Origin of the sequence: Dyella kyungheensis, assembly GCF_016905005.1 — a bacterium.
Lineage (GTDB): Bacteria > Pseudomonadota > Gammaproteobacteria > Xanthomonadales > Rhodanobacteraceae > Dyella > Dyella kyungheensis.
Window position 1 is genome coordinate 394,599 of sequence record NZ_JADIKC010000003.1, and the last position, 21,754, is coordinate 416,352.

22 protein-coding genes are annotated in these 21,754 nt (G+C 66.5%); 5 read left to right on the forward strand and 17 right to left on the reverse strand.

Translation table 11 applies throughout. The features are described from left to right. Window positions 1-2 precede the first annotated feature (2 nt). Genes argH through ISP20_RS06545 form a run of 3 tightly spaced genes read left to right on the forward strand, consistent with a single transcriptional unit; the run spans window position 3 to window position 3,772 of the window. Window positions 3-1,298 carry an argininosuccinate lyase gene (gene argH / locus ISP20_RS06535; RefSeq protein ID WP_204635255.1) on the forward strand — a complete coding sequence of 432 codons (1,296 nt, stop codon included), beginning with the start codon at window positions 3-5 and terminating at the stop codon, window positions 1,296-1,298. A 36-nt stretch (window positions 1,299-1,334) separates the two neighbouring features. Continuing rightward, complete coding sequence (proB, locus tag ISP20_RS06540; RefSeq protein ID WP_204635256.1) at window positions 1,335-2,510, forward strand: glutamate 5-kinase; 1,176 nt, start codon at window positions 1,335-1,337, stop codon at window positions 2,508-2,510. Beyond that, entirely contained in the window at window positions 2,507-3,772 is a 1,266-nt protein-coding gene (locus tag ISP20_RS06545) for a glutamate-5-semialdehyde dehydrogenase (protein ID WP_204635257.1), read from the forward strand. Before proB ends, ISP20_RS06545 begins: the two co-directional genes overlap by 4 nt. Before the next feature lie 96 nt (window positions 3,773-3,868). Here the strand turns inward: ISP20_RS06545 and ISP20_RS06550 are convergent, their stop codons facing one another. After that, entirely contained in the window at window positions 3,869-4,360 is a 492-nt protein-coding gene (locus ISP20_RS06550) for a nuclear transport factor 2 family protein (RefSeq protein ID WP_204635258.1), read from the reverse strand. Between the two features lie 86 nt (window positions 4,361-4,446). Next, a complete protein-coding gene (locus ISP20_RS06555; RefSeq protein ID WP_204635259.1) occupies window positions 4,447-5,352 on the reverse strand; it encodes a LysR family transcriptional regulator in 906 nt (301 codons plus the stop codon). Between the two features lie 121 nt (window positions 5,353-5,473). Here ISP20_RS06555 and ISP20_RS06560 point away from each other — a divergent pair, with 121 nt between their 5' ends. Further along, entirely contained in the window at window positions 5,474-6,733 is a 1,260-nt protein-coding gene (locus ISP20_RS06560) for an MFS transporter (RefSeq protein WP_204635260.1), read from the forward strand. On the opposite strand, the gene kynU is transcribed toward ISP20_RS06560, so the two are convergent. From kynU to ISP20_RS06575, 3 genes are read right to left on the reverse strand one after another with little or no spacing between them, the layout of a single operon-like run. Beyond that, window positions 6,734-8,014, reverse strand: a complete 1,281-nt coding sequence (kynU, locus tag ISP20_RS06565; RefSeq protein ID WP_204635261.1) for a kynureninase — start codon at window positions 8,012-8,014, stop codon at window positions 6,734-6,736. A 55-nt stretch (window positions 8,015-8,069) separates the two neighbouring features. Next, window positions 8,070-8,576: a hypothetical protein gene (locus ISP20_RS06570; protein ID WP_204635262.1), complete on the reverse strand. Its 507-nt coding sequence runs from the start codon at window positions 8,574-8,576 to the stop codon at window positions 8,070-8,072. Next, complete coding sequence (locus ISP20_RS06575) at window positions 8,573-9,607, reverse strand: amidohydrolase family protein (protein WP_204635263.1); 1,035 nt, start codon at window positions 9,605-9,607, stop codon at window positions 8,573-8,575. Before ISP20_RS06575 ends, ISP20_RS06570 begins: the two co-directional genes overlap by 4 nt. Window positions 9,608-9,804: 197 nt before the next feature. Here ISP20_RS06575 and ISP20_RS06580 point away from each other — a divergent pair, with 197 nt between their 5' ends. Further along, window positions 9,805-10,179: a YciI family protein gene (locus tag ISP20_RS06580; protein WP_204635264.1), complete on the forward strand. Its 375-nt coding sequence runs from the start codon at window positions 9,805-9,807 to the stop codon at window positions 10,177-10,179. 233 nt (window positions 10,180-10,412) lie between these two features. Here the strand turns inward: ISP20_RS06580 and ISP20_RS06585 are convergent, their stop codons facing one another. From ISP20_RS06585 to ISP20_RS06640, 12 genes are all read right to left on the reverse strand, one after another. After that, window positions 10,413-12,497, reverse strand: coding sequence for an FUSC family protein (locus ISP20_RS06585; protein WP_204635265.1), 2,085 nt, complete (start codon window positions 12,495-12,497; stop codon window positions 10,413-10,415). A 73-nt stretch (window positions 12,498-12,570) separates the two neighbouring features. Beyond that, a complete protein-coding gene (locus ISP20_RS06590) occupies window positions 12,571-13,317 on the reverse strand; it encodes an N-acetylmuramoyl-L-alanine amidase (protein ID WP_239535545.1) in 747 nt (248 codons plus the stop codon). A 172-nt stretch (window positions 13,318-13,489) separates the two neighbouring features. Further along, window positions 13,490-14,053, reverse strand: a complete 564-nt coding sequence (gene efpL, locus ISP20_RS06595) for an elongation factor P-like protein EfpL (RefSeq protein WP_204635267.1) — start codon at window positions 14,051-14,053, stop codon at window positions 13,490-13,492. A 174-nt stretch (window positions 14,054-14,227) separates the two neighbouring features. Continuing rightward, window positions 14,228-14,989 carry an SDR family NAD(P)-dependent oxidoreductase gene (locus ISP20_RS06600; protein ID WP_204635268.1) on the reverse strand — a complete coding sequence of 254 codons (762 nt, stop codon included), beginning with the start codon at window positions 14,987-14,989 and terminating at the stop codon, window positions 14,228-14,230. A gap of 160 nt (window positions 14,990-15,149) precedes the next feature. After that, window positions 15,150-15,725 (reverse strand): GNAT family N-acetyltransferase, encoded by a 576-nt coding sequence (locus tag ISP20_RS06605; protein ID WP_204635269.1) that lies wholly within the window; start codon window positions 15,723-15,725, stop codon window positions 15,150-15,152. Window positions 15,726-15,798: 73 nt separating this feature from the next. Further along, window positions 15,799-16,398: a YdeI/OmpD-associated family protein gene (locus ISP20_RS06610; RefSeq protein ID WP_204635270.1), complete on the reverse strand. Its 600-nt coding sequence runs from the start codon at window positions 16,396-16,398 to the stop codon at window positions 15,799-15,801. A 9-nt stretch (window positions 16,399-16,407) separates the two neighbouring features. Further along, window positions 16,408-16,893: a GNAT family N-acetyltransferase gene (locus ISP20_RS06615; RefSeq protein WP_204635271.1), complete on the reverse strand. Its 486-nt coding sequence runs from the start codon at window positions 16,891-16,893 to the stop codon at window positions 16,408-16,410. Next, window positions 16,890-18,164: a metal-dependent hydrolase family protein gene (locus ISP20_RS06620; RefSeq protein ID WP_425490804.1), complete on the reverse strand. Its 1,275-nt coding sequence runs from the start codon at window positions 18,162-18,164 to the stop codon at window positions 16,890-16,892. Before ISP20_RS06620 ends, ISP20_RS06615 begins: the two co-directional genes overlap by 4 nt. A 110-nt stretch (window positions 18,165-18,274) precedes the next feature. Then, window positions 18,275-18,649 (reverse strand): hypothetical protein, encoded by a 375-nt coding sequence (locus ISP20_RS06625; RefSeq protein WP_204635273.1) that lies wholly within the window; start codon window positions 18,647-18,649, stop codon window positions 18,275-18,277. A gap of 40 nt (window positions 18,650-18,689) precedes the next feature. Continuing rightward, complete coding sequence (locus ISP20_RS06630) at window positions 18,690-19,454, reverse strand: response regulator (RefSeq protein ID WP_204635274.1); 765 nt, start codon at window positions 19,452-19,454, stop codon at window positions 18,690-18,692. Continuing rightward, window positions 19,451-20,707 carry a sensor histidine kinase gene (locus ISP20_RS06635; RefSeq protein WP_204635275.1) on the reverse strand — a complete coding sequence of 419 codons (1,257 nt, stop codon included), beginning with the start codon at window positions 20,705-20,707 and terminating at the stop codon, window positions 19,451-19,453. The genes ISP20_RS06630 and ISP20_RS06635 overlap by 4 nt, the downstream gene beginning before the upstream one ends. A 142-nt stretch (window positions 20,708-20,849) precedes the next feature. Beyond that, window positions 20,850-21,746 (reverse strand): hydroxymethylglutaryl-CoA lyase, encoded by an 897-nt coding sequence (locus ISP20_RS06640; RefSeq protein WP_204635276.1) that lies wholly within the window; start codon window positions 21,744-21,746, stop codon window positions 20,850-20,852. Window positions 21,747-21,754 lie beyond the last annotated feature (8 nt).

Below are 21,754 nucleotides of genomic sequence, written 5' to 3' on the forward strand. Positions count from 1 at the left end.
ACATGACCCAGCCCCTCTGGCAGAAATCCAATATCAAGATAGACGCCCGCATCATGGCGTTCCTGGCCGGCGACGATGTGTTGCTGGATCGCGAGTTCTTCTTGCACGACATCACCGCCAGCAAGGCGCACGTGGAAGGACTGGCCAATATCGGCGTGGTCAGCGCCGACGAGGCCGATGCGCTCAAGCGCGAACTCGACGCGCTGGCCGACGATTTCCGCAGTGGCCGTTTCGTGCTGGACGACCGTTACGAAGACGGGCATTCGGCCATCGAGGCACGCCTGACGGAGCGGCTGGGCGACGCGGGCCGCCGCGTACACACGGGTCGCAGCCGCAACGACCAGATCCTGGTGGCCACACGCCTGTGGCTGAAGGAGCAGCTGGCCGCGCTGGAGCAGCACTGCCGCGCCATCGCCCAGGTATGCCTCGATCGTGCGTCGCAGCCCGCGGTGCCACTACCCGGCTATACGCATCTCCAGCGCGCCGTGGTGTCCTCGACCGGCATGTGGTTCGCCGGTTTTGCCGAAGGCTTCATCGACAACGCCCTGCGCGCGCAGCAAACCGCGTTGTTGATCGACGCCAACCCGCTGGGCACGGCAGCGGGCTACGGCGTGAATCTCAAGCTGGATCGTGAGCACACCACGCAGGCGCTGGGTTTTGCCCGCATGCAGGTGTCGCCGATCTATGCCCAGCTCTCGCGCGGCAAGTTCGAAATGGCCGTGCTGGAAGCGATTGCGGGTGCGCTGCTGGATGTCCGCCGCATGGCGTGGGATCTGTCGCTGTTCACCACGGCGGAATTCAACTTCGTGAAGCTGCCGTCGGAATACACCACCGGCAGCTCGATCATGCCGAACAAGCGCAACCCGGACGTGGTCGAGCTGCTGCGCGCCAGCTACGCCAGCGTGGCAGCCGCACGCACCGAGATCGAGCAGTTGCTGTCGCTGCCGTCGGGCTATCAGCGCGACCTGCAGTTCTCCAAGGGTTCGCTGTTCCATGGCTGCCGTCATGGCCTGGCCGCGCTGGAGCTGGTGCCCGACCTGCTGGCGCGGATGGAATGGAACGAGCCGGCCATGCGGGCGGCCATCGAGCCGGCGATGTACGCCACCGACGTGGCCATCGAGCAGGCGGCGGCCGGCGTGCCGTTCCGCGATGCGTACCGCGCGGCGGCAGACGCCGCGGCATCGGCGGGCGAGGGGCGCACTCCCGAGGGCAGTCTGGCAGCGCGCGTCTCGCCGGGTTCGGGCAACGATCTTCGCCTGGATGTATTGCGCGACCGACTCGGCCGTCTGGACGGCTGATCGAATGAGCCATCACTGCGGAGGCGACGCCCGTCCATGACCGAAGCGCAGCGCTCGTACGTGATTCCCGTGCAGGCGCTGCCTTCCTGGCGACGTGCGGTGCTGAAGGTCGGCAGCAATCTGCTGGCGGCCGACGGCGGCGGCCTGACACCGCGGTATGCGACGGCGTTGGCCGAGTTTATCCAGGCCAGTCACGCGGCCGGTCGGGAAGTCGTGCTGGTATCGTCCGGTGCGGTGGCCGCGGGGCGTGCGCAGTTGCGCGCCCATGCGCCCGCCAGTGGCGATCTTGCCGCGCGACAGGCACTGGCTGCGTTGGGTCAGGCGCCGATGATCGCGCTATGGCAGTCGCTGAGTCCTCGCCCCGTGGCGCAGGTGCTGCTGACTCACGACGACCTGCGCCATCGCCGCCGTTACCTCAACGCGCGCGCCACGTTGCGCGAGCTGCTGAGCCTGGGCGTGTTGCCGGTGGTGAACGAGAACGACACCGTGGCGGTCGACGAGTTGAAGCTTGGCGACAACGACAATCTTGCCGCCATCGTGGCCGCCCTGGTCGACGCGGATCTGCTGCTGATCGCTTCCGACATCGATGCCCTCTATACCGCCGATCCGCGCCGCGATCCGAACGCCATTCCGCTGGACCGGGTGGAATCGTTGACCGCCGAGGTGCTGGCCATGGCGGGCGGTAGCGGCAGCGAGGTGGGCACCGGCGGCATGCGCACCAAGCTGGAAGCGGCATCCAAGGCCGCTGCAGCGGGCATTCCCACCGCATTGTTCAGTGGCAGGGACAGCAGCACCGTCGTTGCCCTCGGGCAAGGCCAGCTGCGCGGCACCTTCTTCGCGGCCGGCCGTACGCGCATGCAGGCGCGCAAGTATTGGCTGCGTCACGCTCCGGCAGCAGCGGGACATATCCGGGTGGATGACGGGGCGGTGCGCGCGCTGGCTGGCGGCAAGGCCTCGTTGCTGCCCGGCGGCGTACTGGATGCGAGTGGCGAATTCCATCGGGGCGACCTGGTGGAGATCGTCGAGGCATCGGGCCGTCCCGTGGCGCGCGGACTCACCCAGTACGGCGCCGGCGAAGTGAAGCGGTTGGCCGGACGTCATAGCCGCGACATCGACGCGGTGCTGGGTTACAGCTACGGCGCAGAGATCGTGCATCGCGACGATCTCGCCAGCATGGCGGGCTTCGAGACCGCCGGAGATATCGAGACATGAGCGAGATCCGCACCTTGGCGCTGGCCTGCCGCGATGCGGGGCCGTTGCTGGCCGCGCTCGATACGCCGTCCAAGCGCGCGCTGCTCCATGGCATGGCCGACGCTTTGCACCATCGCGTTCGCGAGGTACTCGCCGCGAATGAACGGGATATGCAGGAAGCCAGGAACAAGGGCCTGCAGGGTGCCATGCTGGATCGCCTGCGGCTGGATGAGGCGCGCATCGCCGGCATTGCCCAGGCAGTGCGCGAGGTGGCGGCGCTGCCCGATCCCGTGGGCATGGTCACGCGGCGCGAGACGCTGGCCAATGGCATCGTGGTGGAGCGTGTGCGGATCCCGCTTGGCGTCGTGGCGATGATCTACGAGGCACGCCCCAACGTGACGGCCGACGCCGCGGCGCTATGCCTGATGGCGGGCAATGCGGTGATGTTGCGCGGCGGCTCGGAGGCCATTCATTCCAACCGGGCGATTGCGGCTGCGCTGCATGAGGCACTGCGCGCGCACGGGCTGCCCGAGGCGGCCGTCACCCTGGTCGAGGATCTGCGCCGCGAGACCATGCTGGCCTTGCTGCAATTGAGCGACATCATCGACCTGGCCATTCCGCGTGGTGGCGAAGGGTTGATCCGGTTCGTGACCGAACACGCGCGCGTGCCGGTGATCAAGCACTACAAGGGCGTGTGTCACCTGTACGTGGATCGTTCTGCCGATCTGGCCGTGGCGCTGAATCTGCTGGTCGATGGCAAGACGTCCCGCCCGGGCGTATGCAATGCGTTGGAAACGCTGCTGGTGCACCGCGATGTCGCATCGGTTTTCCTGCCGCGTGCCGCCGCAGCGTTGATCGAGCGTGGTGTGGTGCTGTGTGGCGACGAGGCAACACGGGCGCTGGTGCCTGAGGCTCGCCTCGCTACGGAAGACGATTACGCCGCCGAGTTCCTGGACCTGGTCATCGCCATCAGCGTGGTCGATAGCGTCGAACAAGCCATTGCGCATATCCGTCGCTATGGCTCGGATCACACCGAAGTGATTGCCACCAACGATCACTCGGCAGCGCAGCGATTCGTGCAGTCGTTGCGGTCGGCGGTGGTGATGGTCAATGCGTCCTCGCGATTTTCCGATGGTGGGCAGCTGGGATTGGGCGCGGAGATCGGTATTTCCACCACCCGCCTGCATGCGTACGGGCCGATGGGAGCGGAGTCGCTCACCATCGAGCGATTCGTGGTGCGGGGGGAAGGCCAGGTGCGCCACCCCGAGAGTCGCTTTACCTGATTACTCTGTGGGAGCACACCCTGTGCGCGACAGGGAGACCGAAAGCGTTTCGGTTCCCCAGTCGCGCACAGGGTGCGCTCCCACAGGGATGTCGGTTTACTTGGGGGGTGGGATGGGCTGATGGTCGTAGCTCATCACGCGCGTCATCTGCCAATGGCCGTTCTGGTAACGCCAGACATGGAAGAACTTGCCCGTGCCTTCGCACTTGCCAGTATCGATCTGGCAGAACTTGTGCGTGCCGATCTCGATGGCGCCGTAATCCTTGATCGGATACACCTCGATGCTGCCCACCAGTTCGCGGCGCACCTTGTGGCAGATGTTGCGGCGCGTGGCGTCCACCACGGCATCGCGTGAAGTCATCAGCCCGCCCTTGTCGTGATAGAACTCGACGTCGGTACTGAAGTATTCGCCAAAGGTCTTCAGGTCGCAGTGGTTGTAGGCGTCGAATACCTTGGTATCCAGCGATGCAATCGTGCGCGCCAGTTCATCGCCGGTGGGGATGGCGGCCGGTGTCTCGGCATGTGCCAGGCAGGTGGCGAACGGGAGGGCAATCAGAAAGCCCAGTCGGACGAGCGTTGCATTGCGCATGGCCATTCCTTGTCGTGGATGGATCCATGATGGGGCATTCGCGACGGCGACGCACTCGTTCGCGGACGAAGGGCCGCCGATGATGCTCAACGCGAGCGTGGCCGCTGCGACATCACCGCCTTGAGTTGCTCCAGGAACATGCCGACCGGTGCTTCCAGGCGCGGCGGCAGGGGGCGATGAACGAGCCAGGCGATCATGTCGAGCTGGAAGTCGGTCACCGTGACGAGCTTGAGCTGATTGCGAAAGCGGCTGGCGGCCAGCAAGTCGGGCGTGATGATGCCGACACCGGCTCCGCGGGCGACCAGAGACAGCTGGAGATCCGCCCCGAACGCTTCCACGCCCACGTTGCAGGGCAGCCCGCGTTCTTCCAGCGCACGCCGCAGCGTGGAGCGCATGCCGCAACCGTTCTGGCTGAGCACCCACGGAAACTCCGCCAGGTCCTTGAGCGTGGCGCGTGCACGCAGGCCCAGCGAAGGTGCGGCCACGATGCGCAACGGTTGGCGGTCGAACGCGTGTGCCGTCATGTGGGCCGGAGGCGGCGAGTGTTCGGACAGCACCACCGCCGCCGCATCCAGCAAGCCTGTTTCGACCTGTTCCAGCAGTCCTGGCGACCAGGTTGACTGGATGCGCAGCGCGAGACCCGGATAGCGCGAGCGCAGCTGGTCGATGGGCGTGGTCAGTCCGCGCTCGGCCAGGAACGGCGGCATGCCCAGGCGCAATTCACCGCTGGGCTCGGCGTCGTTGCGGGCCAGTGCCAGCAGGTCGGCTTCGGCGTGCAGCAGGTCGCGGCCCTTCTGGTAGATCTCGCGTCCCGTGGCGGTGGGGCGCAGCGGCTTCGATTGGCGGTCGAGCAATTCGACGCCCAGCAGCGCTTCCAGGCTTTGCACGCGACGCGTCACGCCGGGCTGGGTGAGGTGCAGCTGCGCGGCGGCCTGCACGATGGAACCCGTGTCCACCACGGCAATGAAAGCCCTGACATCCCGCGTATTCATGATACGGATCTTCCGGTCTGATATGCGAATTACGCATGAAAACTATGATGATTATTCACTTTCATCATGATGCCGGGATATTTAGCATCGCAGGCCTATCGATTGGCAAGGCCCCCTACCCATGCAATATCCCTCCCGTTCGCGCATCGAGGCCGTGGCCCATGAGGTGCAGGCGGAACTCACCACGCCGCTGACACTGCTGTTTGCCTTCGCGGTGGGCGTGATCATCATCAACCTCACCGCGGCGCAGCCGCTGGCCGGACCGGTGGCGCGCGCGATGCACTTGCCGTCGTCGTTGACCGGCCTGGTGGCGATGCTGCCCCAGCTGGGCTACGCCGTGGGCATGCTCTTCCTGGTGCCATTGGCCGACCTGTTCGAGAACCGGCGCCTCACCACCATCACCTTGCTCGCCTGTGCGCTGGCGCTATGCGCGGCGTCGGTGGCCCAGCAGGCGTGGTGGCTGTTGCTCGCCGTCTGCCTGGCCGGGGCGACCTCGTGCGCGATCCAGATCCTGGTGCCGCTGGCGGCGGCCATGGCGAAGCCGGAGCATCGCGGCAGCGCCGTGGGCAATGTGATGAGCGGCGTGATGCTCGGCATCCTGCTGTCGCGTCCGTTCGCCAGCCTGGTCGAAGGTGCCTGGGGATGGCGCGTCTGCTACGGGCTGCTCGGCGCACTCGATGCGCTGCTCGCCATCACCTTGTGGTTTGCGCTGCCGCGCCGGCAGCCGCCGGTGCACACGTCGTATCGCGGATTGATCGCTTCGTTGTGGACGCTATGGCGCGACGAACCCGTGTTGCGTCGCTACGCCATCTCTGCGGCCATTGTGATGTCCGCCTTCAGCGCCTTCTGGACCGGCATCGCCTTGCGCCTGGTGCAGGCGCCGTTTTCGCTGGATAGCCGCAGCCTGGCCTGGTTTGCGCTCGCGGGCGTGGCCGGTACCGTGGTGGCACCGCTGGCGGGCAGGGCAGGCGATCGCGGTTACAGCGCCGTGGGCATGCCCATCGCACACGTGGTGACGACTCTGGGCTTCGTGCTGGCAGGCGTGGCGGGTGCAGGCTGGCTCGGCATGGATATCGCGCGGCACTCGACGGCGGCGCTGGGTTTGCTGGTGGTGGCCGCCATCGTGATCGATGCCGGTGCCATCGGCGATCAGACGCTGGGTCGGCGCGCGATCAACATGCTCGATCCCGCTGCGCGCAGCCGGCTCAATGGCCTGTTCGTGGGCGTGTTCTTCATCGGCGGTGGTGCCGGCGCCGTGGCGGCCGGCAGTGCGTGGGCCGCAGCGGGATGGACGGGCGTATGCGCGGTTGGCCTGGCGCTTTGCGGGCTGGCTTTTGTGGTGGATGCGATGGCGCGGCGCGGGTTGAGCCGCGCCGGCTGATCACCCGCGTTGCGCCCAGCGTCGCGTGGCTTCCACGAAGGCCACGCAATCGGCGTAGCGGTTGTACAGCGGCGTGGGCGAGATGCGAATGACGTCGGGCTCGCGCCAGTCGCCGATGATGCCGCGTTCCACCAGGTCGTCGAACAGCGCGCGCCCGCGCTCGCGACCACCGAGCACGCGGATGGACAGCTGCGAACCGCGGCGCGCAGGATCGCCCGGCGTCACCACTTCCAGCACATCGCCCAGTTGCGATTGTACCAGCCATTCCAGATAGCCGGTCAGGCGCAGCGATTTCTCGCGCAGCTTCGCCATGCCGGCGCGACGGAAGATCTCCAGCGACACACGCAACGGTGCGAGCGCGAGGATCGGCGGATTGCTGAGCTGCCAGCCATCGGCGCCATAAGTGGGCACGAACTGCGGCCCCATCTGGAAGCGGCTGGTCTTGTCGTGGCCCCACCAGCCGGCAAAACGCGGCAGGGTGGTGCGTGCGTGCCGCTCATGCACGAAGGCGCCGCCGACCGCACCGGGACCGCTGTTGAGATATTTGTAGCTGCACCAGATGGCGAAGTCCGCGCCGATGTCGTGCAACTGCAGCGGAAGATTGCCCACCGCATGCGCCAGGTCGAAACCCACCATGCAGCCATGGCGGCTGGCCAGACGCGTTATGGCGGCCAGGTCGAACGCCTGGCCCGTGCGGTATTGCACGCCGGGCAGCATCACCAGCGCGATGCGCGAACCGTGCTCGGCCAGCACGCGTTCGATCGCTTCCATCGAGATCGCGCCGTTCGCTTCGTCGCCCTTCAGCTCGATCAGTGCCGTCGCCGGATCGTAACCATGGAAGCGCACCTGCGATTCCACCGCGTAGCGGTCGGTGGGAAACGAGCCTGCTTCGATCAGGATCGCGTGCCGTTCCGGCGTGGGGCGGTAGAAGCTCACCATCATCAGGTGCAGGTTCACGCCCAGCGTATTCATCGCCACCACTTCGGACGGCTGCGCGCCCACCACGGTGGCCAGATCGTCGCGCACGAACTCGTGGTAATCCATCCACGGCAGATCGCCGCGGAAATGGCCTTCCACTGCCTGGTCCGCCCACGAGTCGAGTTCCGCACTCAAGGCAGGCCGTACGGCCCGCGGCTGCAGGCCCAGCGAATTGCCGCAGAAGTAATGGACGTCGCGACCCTCGTGCCTGGGGATCAGGAATTCATCGCGAAAGCCGCGCAGCGGATCGGCGGCATCCTGGGACTGCGCCCAGGCGAGGGTGGCTTCGAACGGAGCGGACATCGGGGATCTCTTGCGGAAGCGCCGTGCCCGCAGCGGGGCACGACGTGGAGGGCGATTATTTCATGCGTGCGGCAATGGCGTCGCAACCCTTGTCGAACGAGGTGCGCCAGGCGGCGCCCGCCGAACTCTGCGTAGGACGCACGCAGCGCAACTGGATGGCGTGGCCGTCCTTGAACCAGTAGCGCTCGCTGTAGCTGTATGGCGTGCCGTTTTCCTGCGCCGTGTAGACGAAGTTGTCGGCTACGCCACCGCTGGCGGCCTGGTAAGCGGTGAGTGCCTTGGCCTTGCTCATGGCGCCGGTCACGTATTGCTGGAACTCGCCGGCATTGGCCACCTGCTTCACCGTGACGCTGATGCGGGCGAGGCTGCTGTTGCCGTTGGGCGAGGGGTCGGGAACCTGGAACACGCGTGCTTCCGGGTCGCCCTGCGTTTCCATGATGCCAATCCACTGGTCGGGCGTGCTGAAGGTGACGCTGCCACCGGCCATGCTGACGTCGGCGGCGTGTGCGGTACCGATCAGCGCGAGCGCGCCGGCGATCACCACGTTGCGGAAGAAGCTCATGCCTGCTCCTGTGAGAGGGCGTTGGGTTGGAATCGATGCAGCGGCAGCCCCAGCCATTCCAGGGCGGTGCCGTGGAAGAGCCGCGCGCGGGCCACGTCGTCGAGTCCGAGTGACTCGATGCCGCTGCCAGGATGCTGTTCCCCCAGCGGGAAAGGATAGTCGGTCCCCAGCATCACGCGCTCGACCCCGGTCACATCCAGGAGATAGCGCAGGGCCGCCGGGTCGTGCACGCAGGAGTCGAAATACAGGCGTTGCAGGTATTCGCGCGGGTTGCGCGGGTTGTCGGTGGCGACCAGGTCCGGGCGCATGCGGAAGCCGTGCTCGATGCGGCCGATGGTCCAGGGGAAACTGCCGCCGCCGTGGGCCAGCATCACGCGCAGCTTGGGCAGGCGCTCCAGCACGCCGCCGAACACCAGGCAGCAGGCGGCGCGCGATTGCTCGGCCGGCATGCCCACCAGCCAGGGCAGCCAATACTTGGGCATGCTGGGCGTGCCCATCATGTCCCAGGGATGCACCATCACCGCGGCGCCCAGGTCGGCGGCGGCCTCGAAGAACGGGAACAGCTCAGGCGCGTCGAGGTTCCAGTCGTTGCAGTGCGAGCCCACCTGCACGCCTTGCAGGCCCAGTTCGTCGATGCAGCGTTCGAGTTCGCGGATGGCCAGGTCGGGCGACTGCAGCGGCACCGTGCCGATGCCGGCGTAGTGGCGCGGGTAGTCGTTGCAGATGCGCGCCGTCTCGTCGTTCAGATGACGATGCAGTTCCAGCGCCTGGTAACCCGGTGCCCAGTACGAGAACAGCACCGGTACGGTGGATACCACCTGCACACTGACGTCGAAGCGCGCGTAGTCGTCGATGCGCTGTTGCGCATCGAACGCCGAATCCCACACCTCCCTGAAGAACTTGCCGTCCTTGTAGATGCGATGGCGCCCGTCGTTGTGGATCATCACGGGAAACCGCTCGTCGCCGAACTTGGCGGCGAGGTTCGGCCAGTCGCGCGGGAGGATATGGGCGTGCGTGTCGATTTTGAGCATGCGCCGAGTGTATGTCAGGGGCGGGGTGCCGTCTCGGCGCGGTGCAGCGTAAAGCCCCCAGGCTCAGCTGGAGCGAGATTCCGCTAGGCCCGGCGCATGGCCGGCGGGTGAACCGCAGCCGCGCTGGACGTGCATCCGGTAACGTTTTACCGGCATCATGGCGGGTGCAACGGCGTCCGATTGCCATGGGAGGCAACATGAAGTTCCTGGTCATGATCTACAACGACGACAGCCTGCTCGAGGCGCTGCCCGAGGGTGAGTTCGACACCATGATGCACGGCTGCTTCGTCCATGCCGACGAATTGCGCGCCGAAGGGCATCTGCTCGATTCCATGCAGCTCGAAGCGCCGGCGCAGGGCAAGTCGCTGCGCATGCGCGACAACCAGATGAGCGTAATGGATGGCCCCTTCGCTGAAGCCAAGGAATACCTCGGCGGCTTCAACCTGATCGAAGCGGCCGACATGGACGAGGCCGTGCGCATCGCCGCGGAATTCCCCTGGGCCCGCACCGGCCGCATCGAAGTGCGCCCCGTGCGCGACATCGACGCGGTGCGTCGCCGCGTCGGGGCATAGCATCACTGCGGGAACCTTGTGGGACCGCACTTGTGCGCGACTGCAGGGCCGCATCGTCCGCGCTCCGTTGGTTTGTCGCGCACAAGTGCGCTCCCACAAGGGGCGTGATCGTGTATTGGCTGCGGCCAGCGCGAGGTCTCTGTAGGAGCGCACCCTGTGCGCGACCGCGGAGCCGCGCCGCTACCTCTTCGTTGGATCGTCGCGCACAGGGTGCGCTCCCACGGAGGTGAGTGTTACGCCGTCGCCGTGGACTTTGTATGGCTGCGCCCCGTGATATGCGCCAGCGTGTTGACGTTGTCCACCAGGCGGTCGCTGATCCGCGTGAGCAGTTCGGCGGCTTGACGGTCCTCGGCCATGTTGAGCAGCGTCCCCAGGCTGCGTTGCAGGCCGCGCAAGTCCGGTAGCGGGTCGGGTGCGCGTTGCGCGCGCAACGCGGCGGCGATTTCGTGCAGGGCGGTGGCGCTGTGATCGACGAATGCGCACATTTCCGCCGTCTCCGGCAGGTTGTGATGGTCGTCGATGAGGGCTTCCAAAGTCATTGCCGTGCGCGCCAGGCGATTGCCGTTGGCGAACAGCGCATTGGCCAGTTCCAGCAGCACGGCCGGCGTGGCTGGTTCGGCGCGCATGCGATCGAGCGAGGCCTGTGCGTTGCTGCGCGCCGTGCGGGCAGCAGTGCGCGCTTCGCGCCGCCCGTCGCGGCGTTCCGGGTTGGCCAGCGCGCCGAGATAACCGGCATACGCATCGAGCATGTCCGACAACGCGGCGCGTGCCCGCGCGCGTTCCCAGCTTGGCCACAACACATAGGCGATCAGCGCCATGCCGCTGCCCAGCGCGGTGTTGATCACGCGATCGAGCACCGCGTCGCTGGAATTCACTCCTTCGAACGACAGCAGGATCACCACCGTGCCGGTCAGCGCCGCCACGGCGATGCCGTAGTGCGCGGTGGCAAGGTAACGGAAGCCCATGCACAGCACCGCCATCAGCGCGAGATGGGCCCACGCATCGTGCGGCGTGAAGTGCAGCAGGGCGGTGGTGAGCACCAGGCCGAGGATGGTGCCGACCACGCGCAGCAGGCCGAAGTTGAAGGTGGCGGCGAAATCCGGACGCAGCACGATGGCCGCGGTCATCGGCAGCCAGTAGCCGTGGGGCAAGCCGAGCTCGCGCGATACCCACAGGGTGGCGGTCAGCGTGACGGCCGAGCGCACGGCGTGGCGGAAGGTCACCGAATGCGGCGTGAGGTTGGCGCGCAAGGTGGCGCGCGCCGAATTGCTGCGCAGGGCGGTCGGCAGCGGGGTTTCAGCGGCCGCGGCGCGCAATTCGCCACGGCTGCCGGCCCAGTTCGCATTGCGTACCGCTGCTGCCAGCTGACCCGACAACGCATGGATATGCGTGGCCAGACCATCGGCATTGCCGCCATCGCTGAGCAGTGCGTTCTCGCTCGCCTGCAGCGTCTGCAAGGCATGTTCCGCCTGCTGCGGCGACTCGGCGGCTTCCAGTGCGTCGGCGATGGCGGCCAGCACGCGCGCCGCATCGCCGCGGAACATCGCGTGGATGGTGGGGTTGGCGCGCAACTCCGCCATCGCGGTGAGTTCGAGGCGGATGCGCTCGGCCAGTTCCAGCAGCACGCCGAACGCTTCCATCGCGCGGCCGCGCGCGTGGTGCCGTCCCAGCAGCGTGTGTTGCAGCGTGGTCATGGCATCGGTGAGCGCAGGCACGTCGGCGTCGTCGTGTTCCTGCTGGCGCGCCAGCGTCGACAGGCCGCGATACACCGCCGCCAGCGCATGCCGTTCGGGACGATAGCGTTGCAGCGGCCATGCGGCCACCGAGAACAGCGTCAGCAGCAGTCCGCCGGCGAAGATCAGCGCGGAGGCGCCCAGCGCTTCGTGCAGCGGGCGTGGCGTGGCCGCGGTCACCACCAGCAGGATCATGCTGGTCATGCCCACGCGGGCCATGTCGGGGCCGAACACCACCAACATGCCGCCGAAGAAGCCGAACGCCGCCGTGGCGAACAGGATGGGAATCAACTGGTCGCCGATCAGGAAGCCGATCAACGAGGCCAGGCCAGCAGCCAGCGAGGCCAGCAGCAGGCGCGCCATGCGCTGGCGATACGGCCCCGGCTGATCGGAAAACATGGTGTCCAGCGCACCCGCGCCGATACCCAGGCCGATGCCCGGATGACCGGTGGCGATGCCGATGCCCAGCGGCAGGATCACCGCGGCGGTGTTGCGCAAGACGACGCGCACGGGCACGTCGGGCCGCTTGGCGGTAAGCAGGCTGTCGACGACTGTGGCGCGCAGCGAATAACCCGTCGAGGACATGACGCGGCGAAGCTCCTTGGCAATACGGTGATTCTGCCTCAGCCAGCCTGAAGCGGACGCGACGGCATGACGGTCAGCCGGCAGGTGTGCCTGCGTTTCCTCCCGTGGCACCCAGCTGCCGCGACAACGCGAACAGGATACGCAGGTCCTGATCATCCAGCGTATCGCCGTCCATGCCGCGGAAGTGGTGATGGAACGAGCGCACGGTGGAGGCGCGGTCATCCAGCGGATAACCGATCAGGCCCAGCGCCGACCACGGATCGAAGCCCGGCGGCGGATCGACCAGTGCCACGCGCGGCCACAGCCCGAAGCCGGCCTGCGCCAGTTGTTGCCATGGGAAGCGCGGGCCGGGATCATCCTTGCGTCCCGGCGCAAGGTCTTCGTGCCCGATGATCTGCGTGCGGGGAATGCGCAGACGATCGGTAAGGTCGGCCAGCAGGCGCAGCAGGCTGTCGATCTGCACCTGGGTGAAGGGCGAGTCGCCATCGTTGTCCAGTTCGATGCCGATCGAGGCGGAGTTCACATCGGTAATCGTGCCCCAGTGCCCCGCACCTGCGTGCCACGCACGTTGGCTGTCGGCGACGAGCTGGTAGATGCGGCCGTCGTTGCCGACCAGGTAATGCGAACTCACCGGGCCGCCGCTGTTGGCCGTGCGCAACGTGTGCAGCGCCTGTTCGGCGGAATGCTCGTTGGTGAAATGAATCACGATCAGCACCGGGCGGCGCGCATCGAAGTTGGGCGACGGCTCCCACTGCGCGAGGGGGTTGCGCACCGGCGCCGGCGCACAGGCGCTGAGCGCAAGGGCCAGCAGCATCGGCATCAGCAGATGGCGGGTGCGGAAGAAACGAGCATGCGGGGCGTGGGGACGCAACACGGCATTCATTCCTGGGCGGGAAGATGCGAACGTGCCGCAGCGGCGCCACCGCGTCAAGCCGGACAAAAAAACGCCGGGTTTCCCCGGCGCTTTTCTTCGATCAGAGCTGCAGTGGCGATCAGGCGCGGCCGGCGAACTCGCCGGTCAGCGTGTTCACCCACACCTTTTCGTCGTTGGTGATGTATTCCGGCACCTGGATCTCGATGCCGGTGTTGAGCTTGGCCGGCTTGGTGCGCTTGGTGGCGCTGGCGCCCTTCATTTCCGGCGCGGTGTCGACCACGGTCAGCGTGACGCTGGTGGGAACCTGCAGGCCCACTGGCGCATCGTCGATCAGCTGCACGTAGTAGCCCTCGACGCCTTCCACGATGTAGCCGGCATTGTCGCCCACCAGGTCGGACGACAGCAGGTACTGGGTGAAGTCCTCGTTGTCCATGAACACGAAGGTCTCGCCGTCCATGTACGAGAAGTTCGCCTCGCGGCGCACCAGCTCCATTTCCTTGAGATCGTCATCGGCGCGCAGGCTCAGGTCGAACTTGCGGCCGCCGGGGATCGAATACATGGTGAAGCGGAAGGTGACGTTGCCGCCACGCGCGGTCGGCGAGCTGCGCTCAATGTCGCGCACCTGATAAACGGTGCCGTCGTGTTCGACTACGTTGCCTTTCTTGACGTCGGAAGCTTTCATGGGTGTATGACCGGATGGTTGGGTTCTAGACCGTCATTCCGGCGTAGGCCGGAATCCAGTAACGGTATCGCGTGATTATCGCGAAACTTTGATGGGCTCACAGGTGGTCGCCACGCGACAACCGGGTACCACGCAACTGGATTCCGGCCTGCGCCGGAATGACGAGTTGAGAGGTTACTTCGGCTGCAACCGCACCGCGCCATCGAGGCGGATCGTCTCGCCATTGATGTAACGGTTGCCGAGGATGAAGGCCACGGTGCTGGCGAATTCGTCCGGCTTGCCCAGGCGCGACGGGAACGGGATCGAGGCCGACAGCGATTCCTGCACCTGCGGCGGCATGCCGTCGACCATCGGCGTCCAGAAGATGCCCGGGGCAATGGTGGCCACGCGGATGCCGAAGCGCGACAGTTCGCGCGCCATCGGCAGCGTCATGCCGACCACGCCGCCCTTGGAGGCCGAGTACGCGGCCTGGCCGATCTGGCCTTCGAACGCAGCCACCGATGCGGTGTTGATGATCACGCCGCGTTCGCCGTCTTCGCCGGTGTCGTTGTTCTGCATCAGCGAGGCGCCGGCCTTGGCGACGTTGAAGCTGCCCACCAGGTTCACCATCACCGTGGTGGCGAAGGTGTTGAGCGGCATCGGGCCATCCTTGCCGAGCATGCGGCCCGCGCCCAGGATGCCGGCGCAATTCACCACCACGTTCAAGCCGCCCATCGCTTCGCGCGCGGCGGCAACGTTGGCGGACACGCCTTCCTCCGAGGTGACGTCGGTACGGAAGAAATGGCCCTTCAGCGCCTTGGCCGCTTCCTGGCCTTTTTCCTCGTTGACGTCGAACAGTGCCACCGTGCCGCCGTTGGCCACCAGATGCTGGGCCACCGCGTGGCCGAGACCGGAGGCGCCGCCGGTGATGATCGCCTTGACCTGATTGAGCTGCATGGAACGTCCTCGGTAATGCCAAAAAGGGAATGGTAGCCGAGGAGGGGGCCGTGCCGCCCGTGACCCTGTGGGAGCGCACTTGTGCGCGACAGTCCCGAAGCGAGGTACACCGGATCTCCGCGGTCGCGCACAAGTGCGCTCCCACAAGTGTCGGGCCTGCTCAGGAATTGGCGCGCTGCAGCAACGCTGCCCAGCCAGCAGTCTCGCGCAGTTCGGCGAACGGGATAACGCGCTGCGGCGGGTTTTCCGGCTGCTGCAACTCCAGCTGCCACACGCCCACATCCCACCAGGCATCGAGCTTGTAACCCGAGCTGCGCCACACGCCGGCCGGCGTGAAGCCCATCGTCTCGTGCATGGTCACGCTGCTCTGGCCGGGCAGGGTGATCACGCCCACGGCCTGGTTGATGCCCTGCAGACGCATCGCGTCGAGCAGCGTGCCGTAGAGCTTGCGGGCAATGCCGCGACGGCGGGCCTCGGCGTGCACGTAGATGGACGTCTCCGCGATCCAGTCGTAGGCGGCGCGTTCGCGGAAGCGGCTGGCGTAGGCATAGGCCAGCACGCGGCCCTGCTCTTCCCAGACGATCCACGGGTAATGGCGAAGGCGGGTGAGGATGCGCTCGCGCATGGCCTCCGCGCCGGGGAGTTCGGTCTCGAAGGTTTCCACCCCGCGGAGTACCGATGGCGTGTAGATGTCGTGGACGGCTGCCGCGTCATCGGCGTGGGCAATACGGATCATGCGGAGTCTTTCTCTTTGCGGGTGCGGCGTGGGTGGAATCGGTATTTACGGAACGGCGGTTAGCGTGGCGCTTTCAGCATGACTCGTACTTCCAGTTGCGCCGCTTGCCTTCGGCCAGCCACTCCAATGTGCTCGCGATGCGCTTCTGCCGCGTGGCGTCGGTCTTTGCTTCAACGATCCATTCGACGTAGTCGCGTTGCGCGCTGGGCGGAAAACCCTCGTACGTCTTGCGAGCGGCCGCGTGTTTCTTCATGGCCAGCAATGCAGCGAGATCGTCCGGCAGCGTTGGCGCGGGCTTGGGAGTTGCCTTGGCACGGGAAACGCGCACCTCGGATTCGTTCAACGCCTTGGCCTTGCGGATCAGCGCGATCAGCGTCTTCTTCGCCGGCAGGTCTTTCAGCGAAGTGAGCTTGCCGAACTGCCCCATGCCGTCCGCCCGATCGCTGCCCGTCACTTCCTTGTGCCGCCAGAAACCGAACGCGCAATGCTGCTTGAACGCGGCCATCTGGCACATCGGCGAACCGTTGTGGCTGAAGAACGGCATGCTCCATTTGATGCCTTCCTCCACCTCCGGGCAGGCCTCGTGCACCAGGTCGCGCAGGTGTTCGAGGATCGGTTGGGCGAACGGCGCCGCTTCGAGGATATAGGCGTCTACGCGATGATCATGGGCCATGACGTACTCCTACAGGTCGCGCAAATAGAACTGGTCGCAGCTGAAGTGTCCGGTGCCGCCCATTGGTGCGCAGATCGTGCGGAAGCCGTGGCGGCGATACAGCGCCTGGGCCGCATCCATGCCGGTGAGCGTTTCCAGGTAGCAGCGATGGAAGCCGTGTTCGCGGGCTGCATCGAGGCAGCGCAGCATCATCGCGCTGCCGGCACCGATGCCGCGCGCTTCGGGCAGGAAGTACATCTTGCGCAGCTCGCAGACGTCCGCTTCGCCGCCATCGAGCGGTGCGATGCCGCCGCCGCCGATCACCTTGCCGTCGCGTTCCACCACGAAGTACGCGCTGCGCGGGCGGGCATAGGCTTCGTGCATGGCGCCTACTTCGGTGTCGTGAATGGCGAAGCCCGGACCATCGGCGCCGAACTCCGGCATCACGGTGCGGATGATGTTGGCGACGGCGGCGTTGTCGCGCGCTTCGATGGGTCGGATCTGGAAGTCGGTCATGGCGTGGCTTGTGGTGTGCGGTAAACGGTGCCGTCCTTCATGACGAAGACGGGGTGCTGGAGATCGTCGATATGCGTGCTGGGATCGCCGGTGAAAGCGGCAAGATCGGCACGCAGGTTGGGAGCAATGCGTCCAAACTTGTCCTGCTGGCGCAGGATGCGCGCGGCGACATTGGTGGCGGCATGCAATGCCTGCGGCGGCGTCATGCCGTCGCGCACCATGTTGGCGGGTTCGCGCCAGTTGTCGCCATGGGTGAACACGCCCACGTCGCTGCCGTTGCCGATGGTGACGCCGAGTTTCAACGCGGTGCGAAACGCGCGCTCGGCTTCCTTCATGCGCGCCGTAGGTTCGCTTTGTCCTGGCACGTAATGCTCGAAATACTGCGCGGTGGCTTCCACCGCGGTGAGCGTGGGTTCGTACGCCGTGCCGTGTTGCTTGAGCAGGCGGAACGTCGCCTCGCTGGCGCCGTAGCCATGCTCGATGCTGTCCACGCCCGCTTCCACGGCCAGGCGTACGCCTTCGTCGCTGGAGGCGTGTGCAGCGACCGGACGACCCGAGAGATGCGCGGTATCCACGATGGCCTTCATCTCGGCCAGCGACAGCGTGGGCTGCGTGCTGCCATCGGCGCCCACGCGGTAGTCGGCGTAGAGCTTGATCCAGTCGGCGCCGTGGCCGGCCTGTTCGCGGGTGGCGCGGATGGCTTCGTCCACGCCGCTGATTTCCTGCGCGCCGCCGGGCAGGTCGAGGTCGGGGCGAAAGCCGCGCGGGCCAGGGCCGTAACTATCGGTTGCCACGATGGCACGCGTGGCCACGAACATGCGCGGACCTGGAATCATGCCTTCGTCGATGGCGCGCTTGATCGATACATCGGCAAAACCGGCACCTTCGGTACCCAGGTCGCGCAGCGTGGTGAAGCCCGCCATCAGCGTGGCGCGTGCATGGGCGGCGGCTTCGAGCGTGCGGTAGTCCTGCGGCTCCTTCAGCACCTGGTCGTTCCACAACGTCTCGTTGTACGGGTGCAGGAATAGGTGCGAGTGCAGGTCGATCAGTCCGGGCGTGAGCGTAGTGCCGGGCAGGGCGATGCGTTGGGCGTTGGCCGGCGCCTTCACGGTGTCCACCGGGCCTACGGCGGCGATGACGCCGTCATGCACCAGCACCGCCCAGCCCGTGTGCGCGGCATCGCCGTCGGCCGTCCATACGCGATCGGGTACCAGCAGCACATCGCCCTTGGGTGGCGCGGCGGTCGTTGCCATGGCACTGCCCATGGCCATGGCCGTCAGCAGGCCGATCCAACCGTAACGCTGTTTCCACCGCATTGCTCGCTCCCGCCATCGCTCCCGCCGATTCTAGCGAGGCTCGGCCCCGGGCCGCGAGACCGCGGTCAAGGGGCAGGGCGGGCCGTGCCGGCGAGTTGCTGGGCGCAGGCGCCTTCGGCGGTCGGCGCCGAGGTGACGCAGCTGGCGAAATCGTCGGGAAGGCGTGTCAACAACAACGTATCGCCCTGACGCATGGTGAACACCGTGATCGGCGGTTCGCAGCCGACGTGGCTGGTGCTGCACGAGCCCGGCAGCACGGTGAAGTGGCACAGGCCGCTCTGGCTGCGCAGGCAGCGGAACGTGGCCAACTCGCCGGAGATCTGGATCTTGCTGTAGATCAGGTCGATCCCGTGGGCCAGTTCGTGGGTGACGACGGTCCGCGTGGGTTCGAGGCCGGTGACGGATAACAGCAGGTGGAACAAAAGGATCAGCTTGTCCATGGTGACCTCTTGTGACGCTCGCAGGGGAGGGGTTCGACGCTTACATGTTCCGGAACAGCGTCATGAAGGGTTGGCTCACCACCAGCGTTTCGGGCCGTTGCTTGAGTCGCAGCGTGCCCTTGCCGGTATCGTCGCGAACGATCGAGGCCACCGCGCGCAGGTTGACGATAGTGGAACGGTGAATCTGCTTGAACACGTTCGGGTCGAGCATTGCCGCCAGTTCGCGGATCGGTTTGCGCAGCAGCGCTTCGCCGTCGGCCGTCATGGCGACGGTGTATTTGCTGTCGGCGCGGAAATAGGCGACGTCGTCCACCATGATCAGCCGCGTCTCGCGTCCGGTGCTGGCGGTGATCCAGGTCAGCGGTTCGCTGCGCGAGCCGGGCTGCAGCATCACTTCGCGCAGCAACTGGGACAATGCGGCGGCATCGGCGCCACGCGGCGTGGCACGCGTCAGCAGGCGCTGCATGGTGGCGGTGAGGCGCGCTTCGGTGATGGGCTTGAGCAGGTAATCGACCGCGCCCTTCTCGAACGCATCGATGGCGTACTGGTCGTAGGCGGTGGTGAACACCACCTGCGTCTCCGGGCTGGCCTCGGTGGCGGCCTCGGCGACTTCCAGGCCGCTGAGGCCCGGCATGCGGATATCGAGAAAGGCGATGTCGGGACGATGTTCGCCGATCGCTTCGAGTGCGCTCGCACCGTCGTCGCATTCGGCAACGACGTCCAGCTCCGGCCAGACCCGCGCCAGCAGATCGCGCAGCGCCGTGCGCAGCAGGGTTTCGTCTTCGGCGATGATGGCAGTGGTCACGACACGTTTTCCGTGGACTCGCTTCGTAGCGGAATGGTGATGGTGGCGGCGACGCCTTCCGGTGCATTGCTCACCACCGACAGCGAAGCCTCGGCGCCGTAGATCAGGCGCAGCCGTTCGCGCACGTTCTTCAGGCCGATGCCGGTGCCGCCGCTGGCGTCATTGAAGCCGCGGCCGTCGTCGGCCACCGTGATGGACACGGTGTCGCCGTCGCGGCGCGCGAGGATCCACACGGTGCCGCCGCCGGGCTTGGGTTCGAGGCCGTGCTTGATCGCATTCTCCACCAGCGTCTGCAGCATCATCGGCGGCATGGCGATGGCGCGCAATGCGTCGGGCACATCGATCTGCAGCGAGAGGCGCGGCCCCATGCGCAGGCGCATGATCTCCAGATAGGCGCGGGTACGTTCCAGCTCATCACCGAGCAGCGACAGCGCATCGTCGCGTTGCGGCAGCGAATGGCGCAGGTAATGGATCAGATGCCCGAGCATGTGATCGGCCTGCAGCGGATCGGTGCGCGTGAGGTACTGGGCGCTGGCCAGCGTGTTGTAGAGAAAGTGCGGCTCGACCTGCGCATGCAGCAGGTTCAGGCGTGCCACGGTGCGTTCCTTTTCGTTCTCCGTCTGGGCTGCGCGACGCTGTTCCTGCCGGCGCTTCTCGGCGATGCGGCGGGTCACGGCGCGCGTGATGGCCTCGGCGTTCTCCAGATTGGTACCGTCGTCGACGCGGAACCAGTCGGTCCAGGCGCCGGCTTCCGGCTCGCAGATCAAGGTGACGCTGCCCGAACCTTCGCGCGGCGTGACCGTGGCGAAGATCTGGTTGCGCACATGGCCGAACCACAGCGACGGATCGAGACGCTCGAACGGATTGGTTCCATAGGACTTGGGGCGCTGCACCTTGGCGCGGATCTGCAGGCTGTCGCGTGCGCTTTCCACGTCCTCGCTGCGCGGCAGTTCGCGGATGGCGGCATCGAGCAGGTCGAACGCTTCGCCGGCTTCCAGCGGAATCTCGATCTGCCGGCGCTGGCGGTTGCCCATGGTGCTGTCGTCGAGATGCCCGGCGATCAGGCGCACGCGGCGCAGATGGGTCACCGCACTGGTCACCACCATCATCAGGATGAGGAAGATGATCAGCGCGAAGGTCGGGCCGGTTTCCTTGTAGCGCAGCGGCGGGCTGTTGGCGATGAACAGGGCCATGAACAGCAGCATGAAGAACCAGAACACGATCAGGCGGACTACGAAGAACACGCTCTTCATCACGACGTCCTTGAATGGGATGCGTCGGAGAATACCTAGCCGCTTTGCCGCTGGCGCGCGGTTTTCGACGAAACCGGCCGTGGGGCGACGAAACGGCCCCGGCCGAGGACGAAAAGAGCGCGCGCCGGCCCCGTGCGGGCCCTTAGGCCGCGGTGAGCGCCCGGGTGACGCGGCTCGCCGTTTCCTTGTGCAACTGGCCGGCCAGCCAGGCGCCGGTGGCCACCAGCATGTCCAGCGCGATGCCGGTTTCCATGCCCAGGCCGTGCAGCATGTAGACCACGTCTTCGCTGGCCACGTTGCCGGTGGCGCCCTTGGCATACGGGCAGCCGCCGGTGCCGGACACCGCGCTGTCGACCACGCGCACGCCTTCTTCCAGGCAGGCGAGGATATTGGCCAGCGCCTGGCCGTAGGTATCGTGGAAGTGCACGGCGAGCGCCGCGATGGGCACTTCCTGCGCCACCGCCTTCAGCATGGCGCGCGCCTTGGCCGGCGTGCCGACGCCGATGGTGTCGCCCAGCGAGACCTCGTAGCAGCCCACCTCGTGCAGACGGCGCGCCACGCGCACCACGTCGCTGACCGGCACCTCACCCTGATACGGGCAGCCCAGCACGGTGGAGACATAGCCGCGCACCTTCACGCCGTCGGCCTTGGCGCGTTGCATCACCGGCAGGAAGCGTTCGATCGATTCGTCGATCGAGGCGTTGATGTTCTTGCGGTTGAACGCTTCGGATGCGGCCGTGAACACGGCGATCTCGCCGACGCCCACGGCGCGGGCGCGTTCGTAGCCTTGCTCGTTGGGCACCAGCACCGGATAGCTCACGCCGGGCACCTTGCGGATGCCCTGGAACACTTCGGCGGCATCGGCCAGTTGCGGTACCCATTTGGGGCTCACGAAGCTGGTCGCTTCGATGGTCTTCAGGCCGGTGCCGGAGAGGCGATCGATCAAGGCGATCTTCACGTCGGCGGGCAGCAGGGTTTTCTCGTTCTGCAGGCCGTCGCGTGCACCGACTTCGACAATGCGGACATGGTTCGTGCTCATGCCGATCA

Excerpts from the sequence above, each read along its gene's own strand:
- argH (WP_204635255.1), top strand. The coding sequence starts at position 3 with ATGACCCAGCCCCTCTGGCAGAAATCCAATATCAAGATAGACGCCCGC.
- proB (WP_204635256.1), top strand. The coding sequence starts at position 1,335 with ATGACCGAAGCGCAGCGCTCGTACGTGATTCCCGTGCAGGCGCTGCCT.
- ISP20_RS06545 (WP_204635257.1), top strand. The coding sequence starts at position 2,507 with ATGAGCGAGATCCGCACCTTGGCGCTGGCCTGCCGCGATGCGGGGCCG.
- ISP20_RS06550 (WP_204635258.1), bottom strand. The coding sequence starts at position 4,360 with ATGCGCAATGCAACGCTCGTCCGACTGGGCTTTCTGATTGCCCTCCCG.
- ISP20_RS06555 (WP_204635259.1), bottom strand. The coding sequence starts at position 5,352 with ATGAATACGCGGGATGTCAGGGCTTTCATTGCCGTGGTGGACACGGGT.
- ISP20_RS06560 (WP_204635260.1), top strand. The coding sequence starts at position 5,474 with ATGCAATATCCCTCCCGTTCGCGCATCGAGGCCGTGGCCCATGAGGTG.
- kynU (WP_204635261.1), bottom strand. The coding sequence starts at position 8,014 with ATGTCCGCTCCGTTCGAAGCCACCCTCGCCTGGGCGCAGTCCCAGGAT.
- ISP20_RS06570 (WP_204635262.1), bottom strand. The coding sequence starts at position 8,576 with ATGAGCTTCTTCCGCAACGTGGTGATCGCCGGCGCGCTCGCGCTGATC.
- ISP20_RS06575 (WP_204635263.1), bottom strand. The coding sequence starts at position 9,607 with ATGCTCAAAATCGACACGCACGCCCATATCCTCCCGCGCGACTGGCCG.
- ISP20_RS06580 (WP_204635264.1), top strand. The coding sequence starts at position 9,805 with ATGAAGTTCCTGGTCATGATCTACAACGACGACAGCCTGCTCGAGGCG.
- ISP20_RS06585 (WP_204635265.1), bottom strand. The coding sequence starts at position 12,497 with ATGTCCTCGACGGGTTATTCGCTGCGCGCCACAGTCGTCGACAGCCTG.
- ISP20_RS06590 (WP_239535545.1), bottom strand. The coding sequence starts at position 13,317 with ATGCCGATGCTGCTGGCCCTTGCGCTCAGCGCCTGTGCGCCGGCGCCG.
- efpL (WP_204635267.1), bottom strand. The coding sequence starts at position 14,053 with ATGAAAGCTTCCGACGTCAAGAAAGGCAACGTAGTCGAACACGACGGC.
- ISP20_RS06600 (WP_204635268.1), bottom strand. The coding sequence starts at position 14,989 with ATGCAGCTCAATCAGGTCAAGGCGATCATCACCGGCGGCGCCTCCGGT.
- ISP20_RS06605 (WP_204635269.1), bottom strand. The coding sequence starts at position 15,725 with ATGATCCGTATTGCCCACGCCGATGACGCGGCAGCCGTCCACGACATC.
- ISP20_RS06610 (WP_204635270.1), bottom strand. The coding sequence starts at position 16,398 with ATGGCCCATGATCATCGCGTAGACGCCTATATCCTCGAAGCGGCGCCG.
- ISP20_RS06615 (WP_204635271.1), bottom strand. The coding sequence starts at position 16,893 with ATGACCGACTTCCAGATCCGACCCATCGAAGCGCGCGACAACGCCGCC.
- ISP20_RS06620 (WP_425490804.1), bottom strand. The coding sequence starts at position 18,164 with ATGGCCATGGGCAGTGCCATGGCAACGACCGCCGCGCCACCCAAGGGC.
- ISP20_RS06625 (WP_204635273.1), bottom strand. The coding sequence starts at position 18,649 with ATGGACAAGCTGATCCTTTTGTTCCACCTGCTGTTATCCGTCACCGGC.
- ISP20_RS06635 (WP_204635275.1), bottom strand. The coding sequence starts at position 20,707 with ATGAAGAGCGTGTTCTTCGTAGTCCGCCTGATCGTGTTCTGGTTCTTC.
- ISP20_RS06640 (WP_204635276.1), bottom strand. The coding sequence starts at position 21,746 with ATGAGCACGAACCATGTCCGCATTGTCGAAGTCGGTGCACGCGACGGC.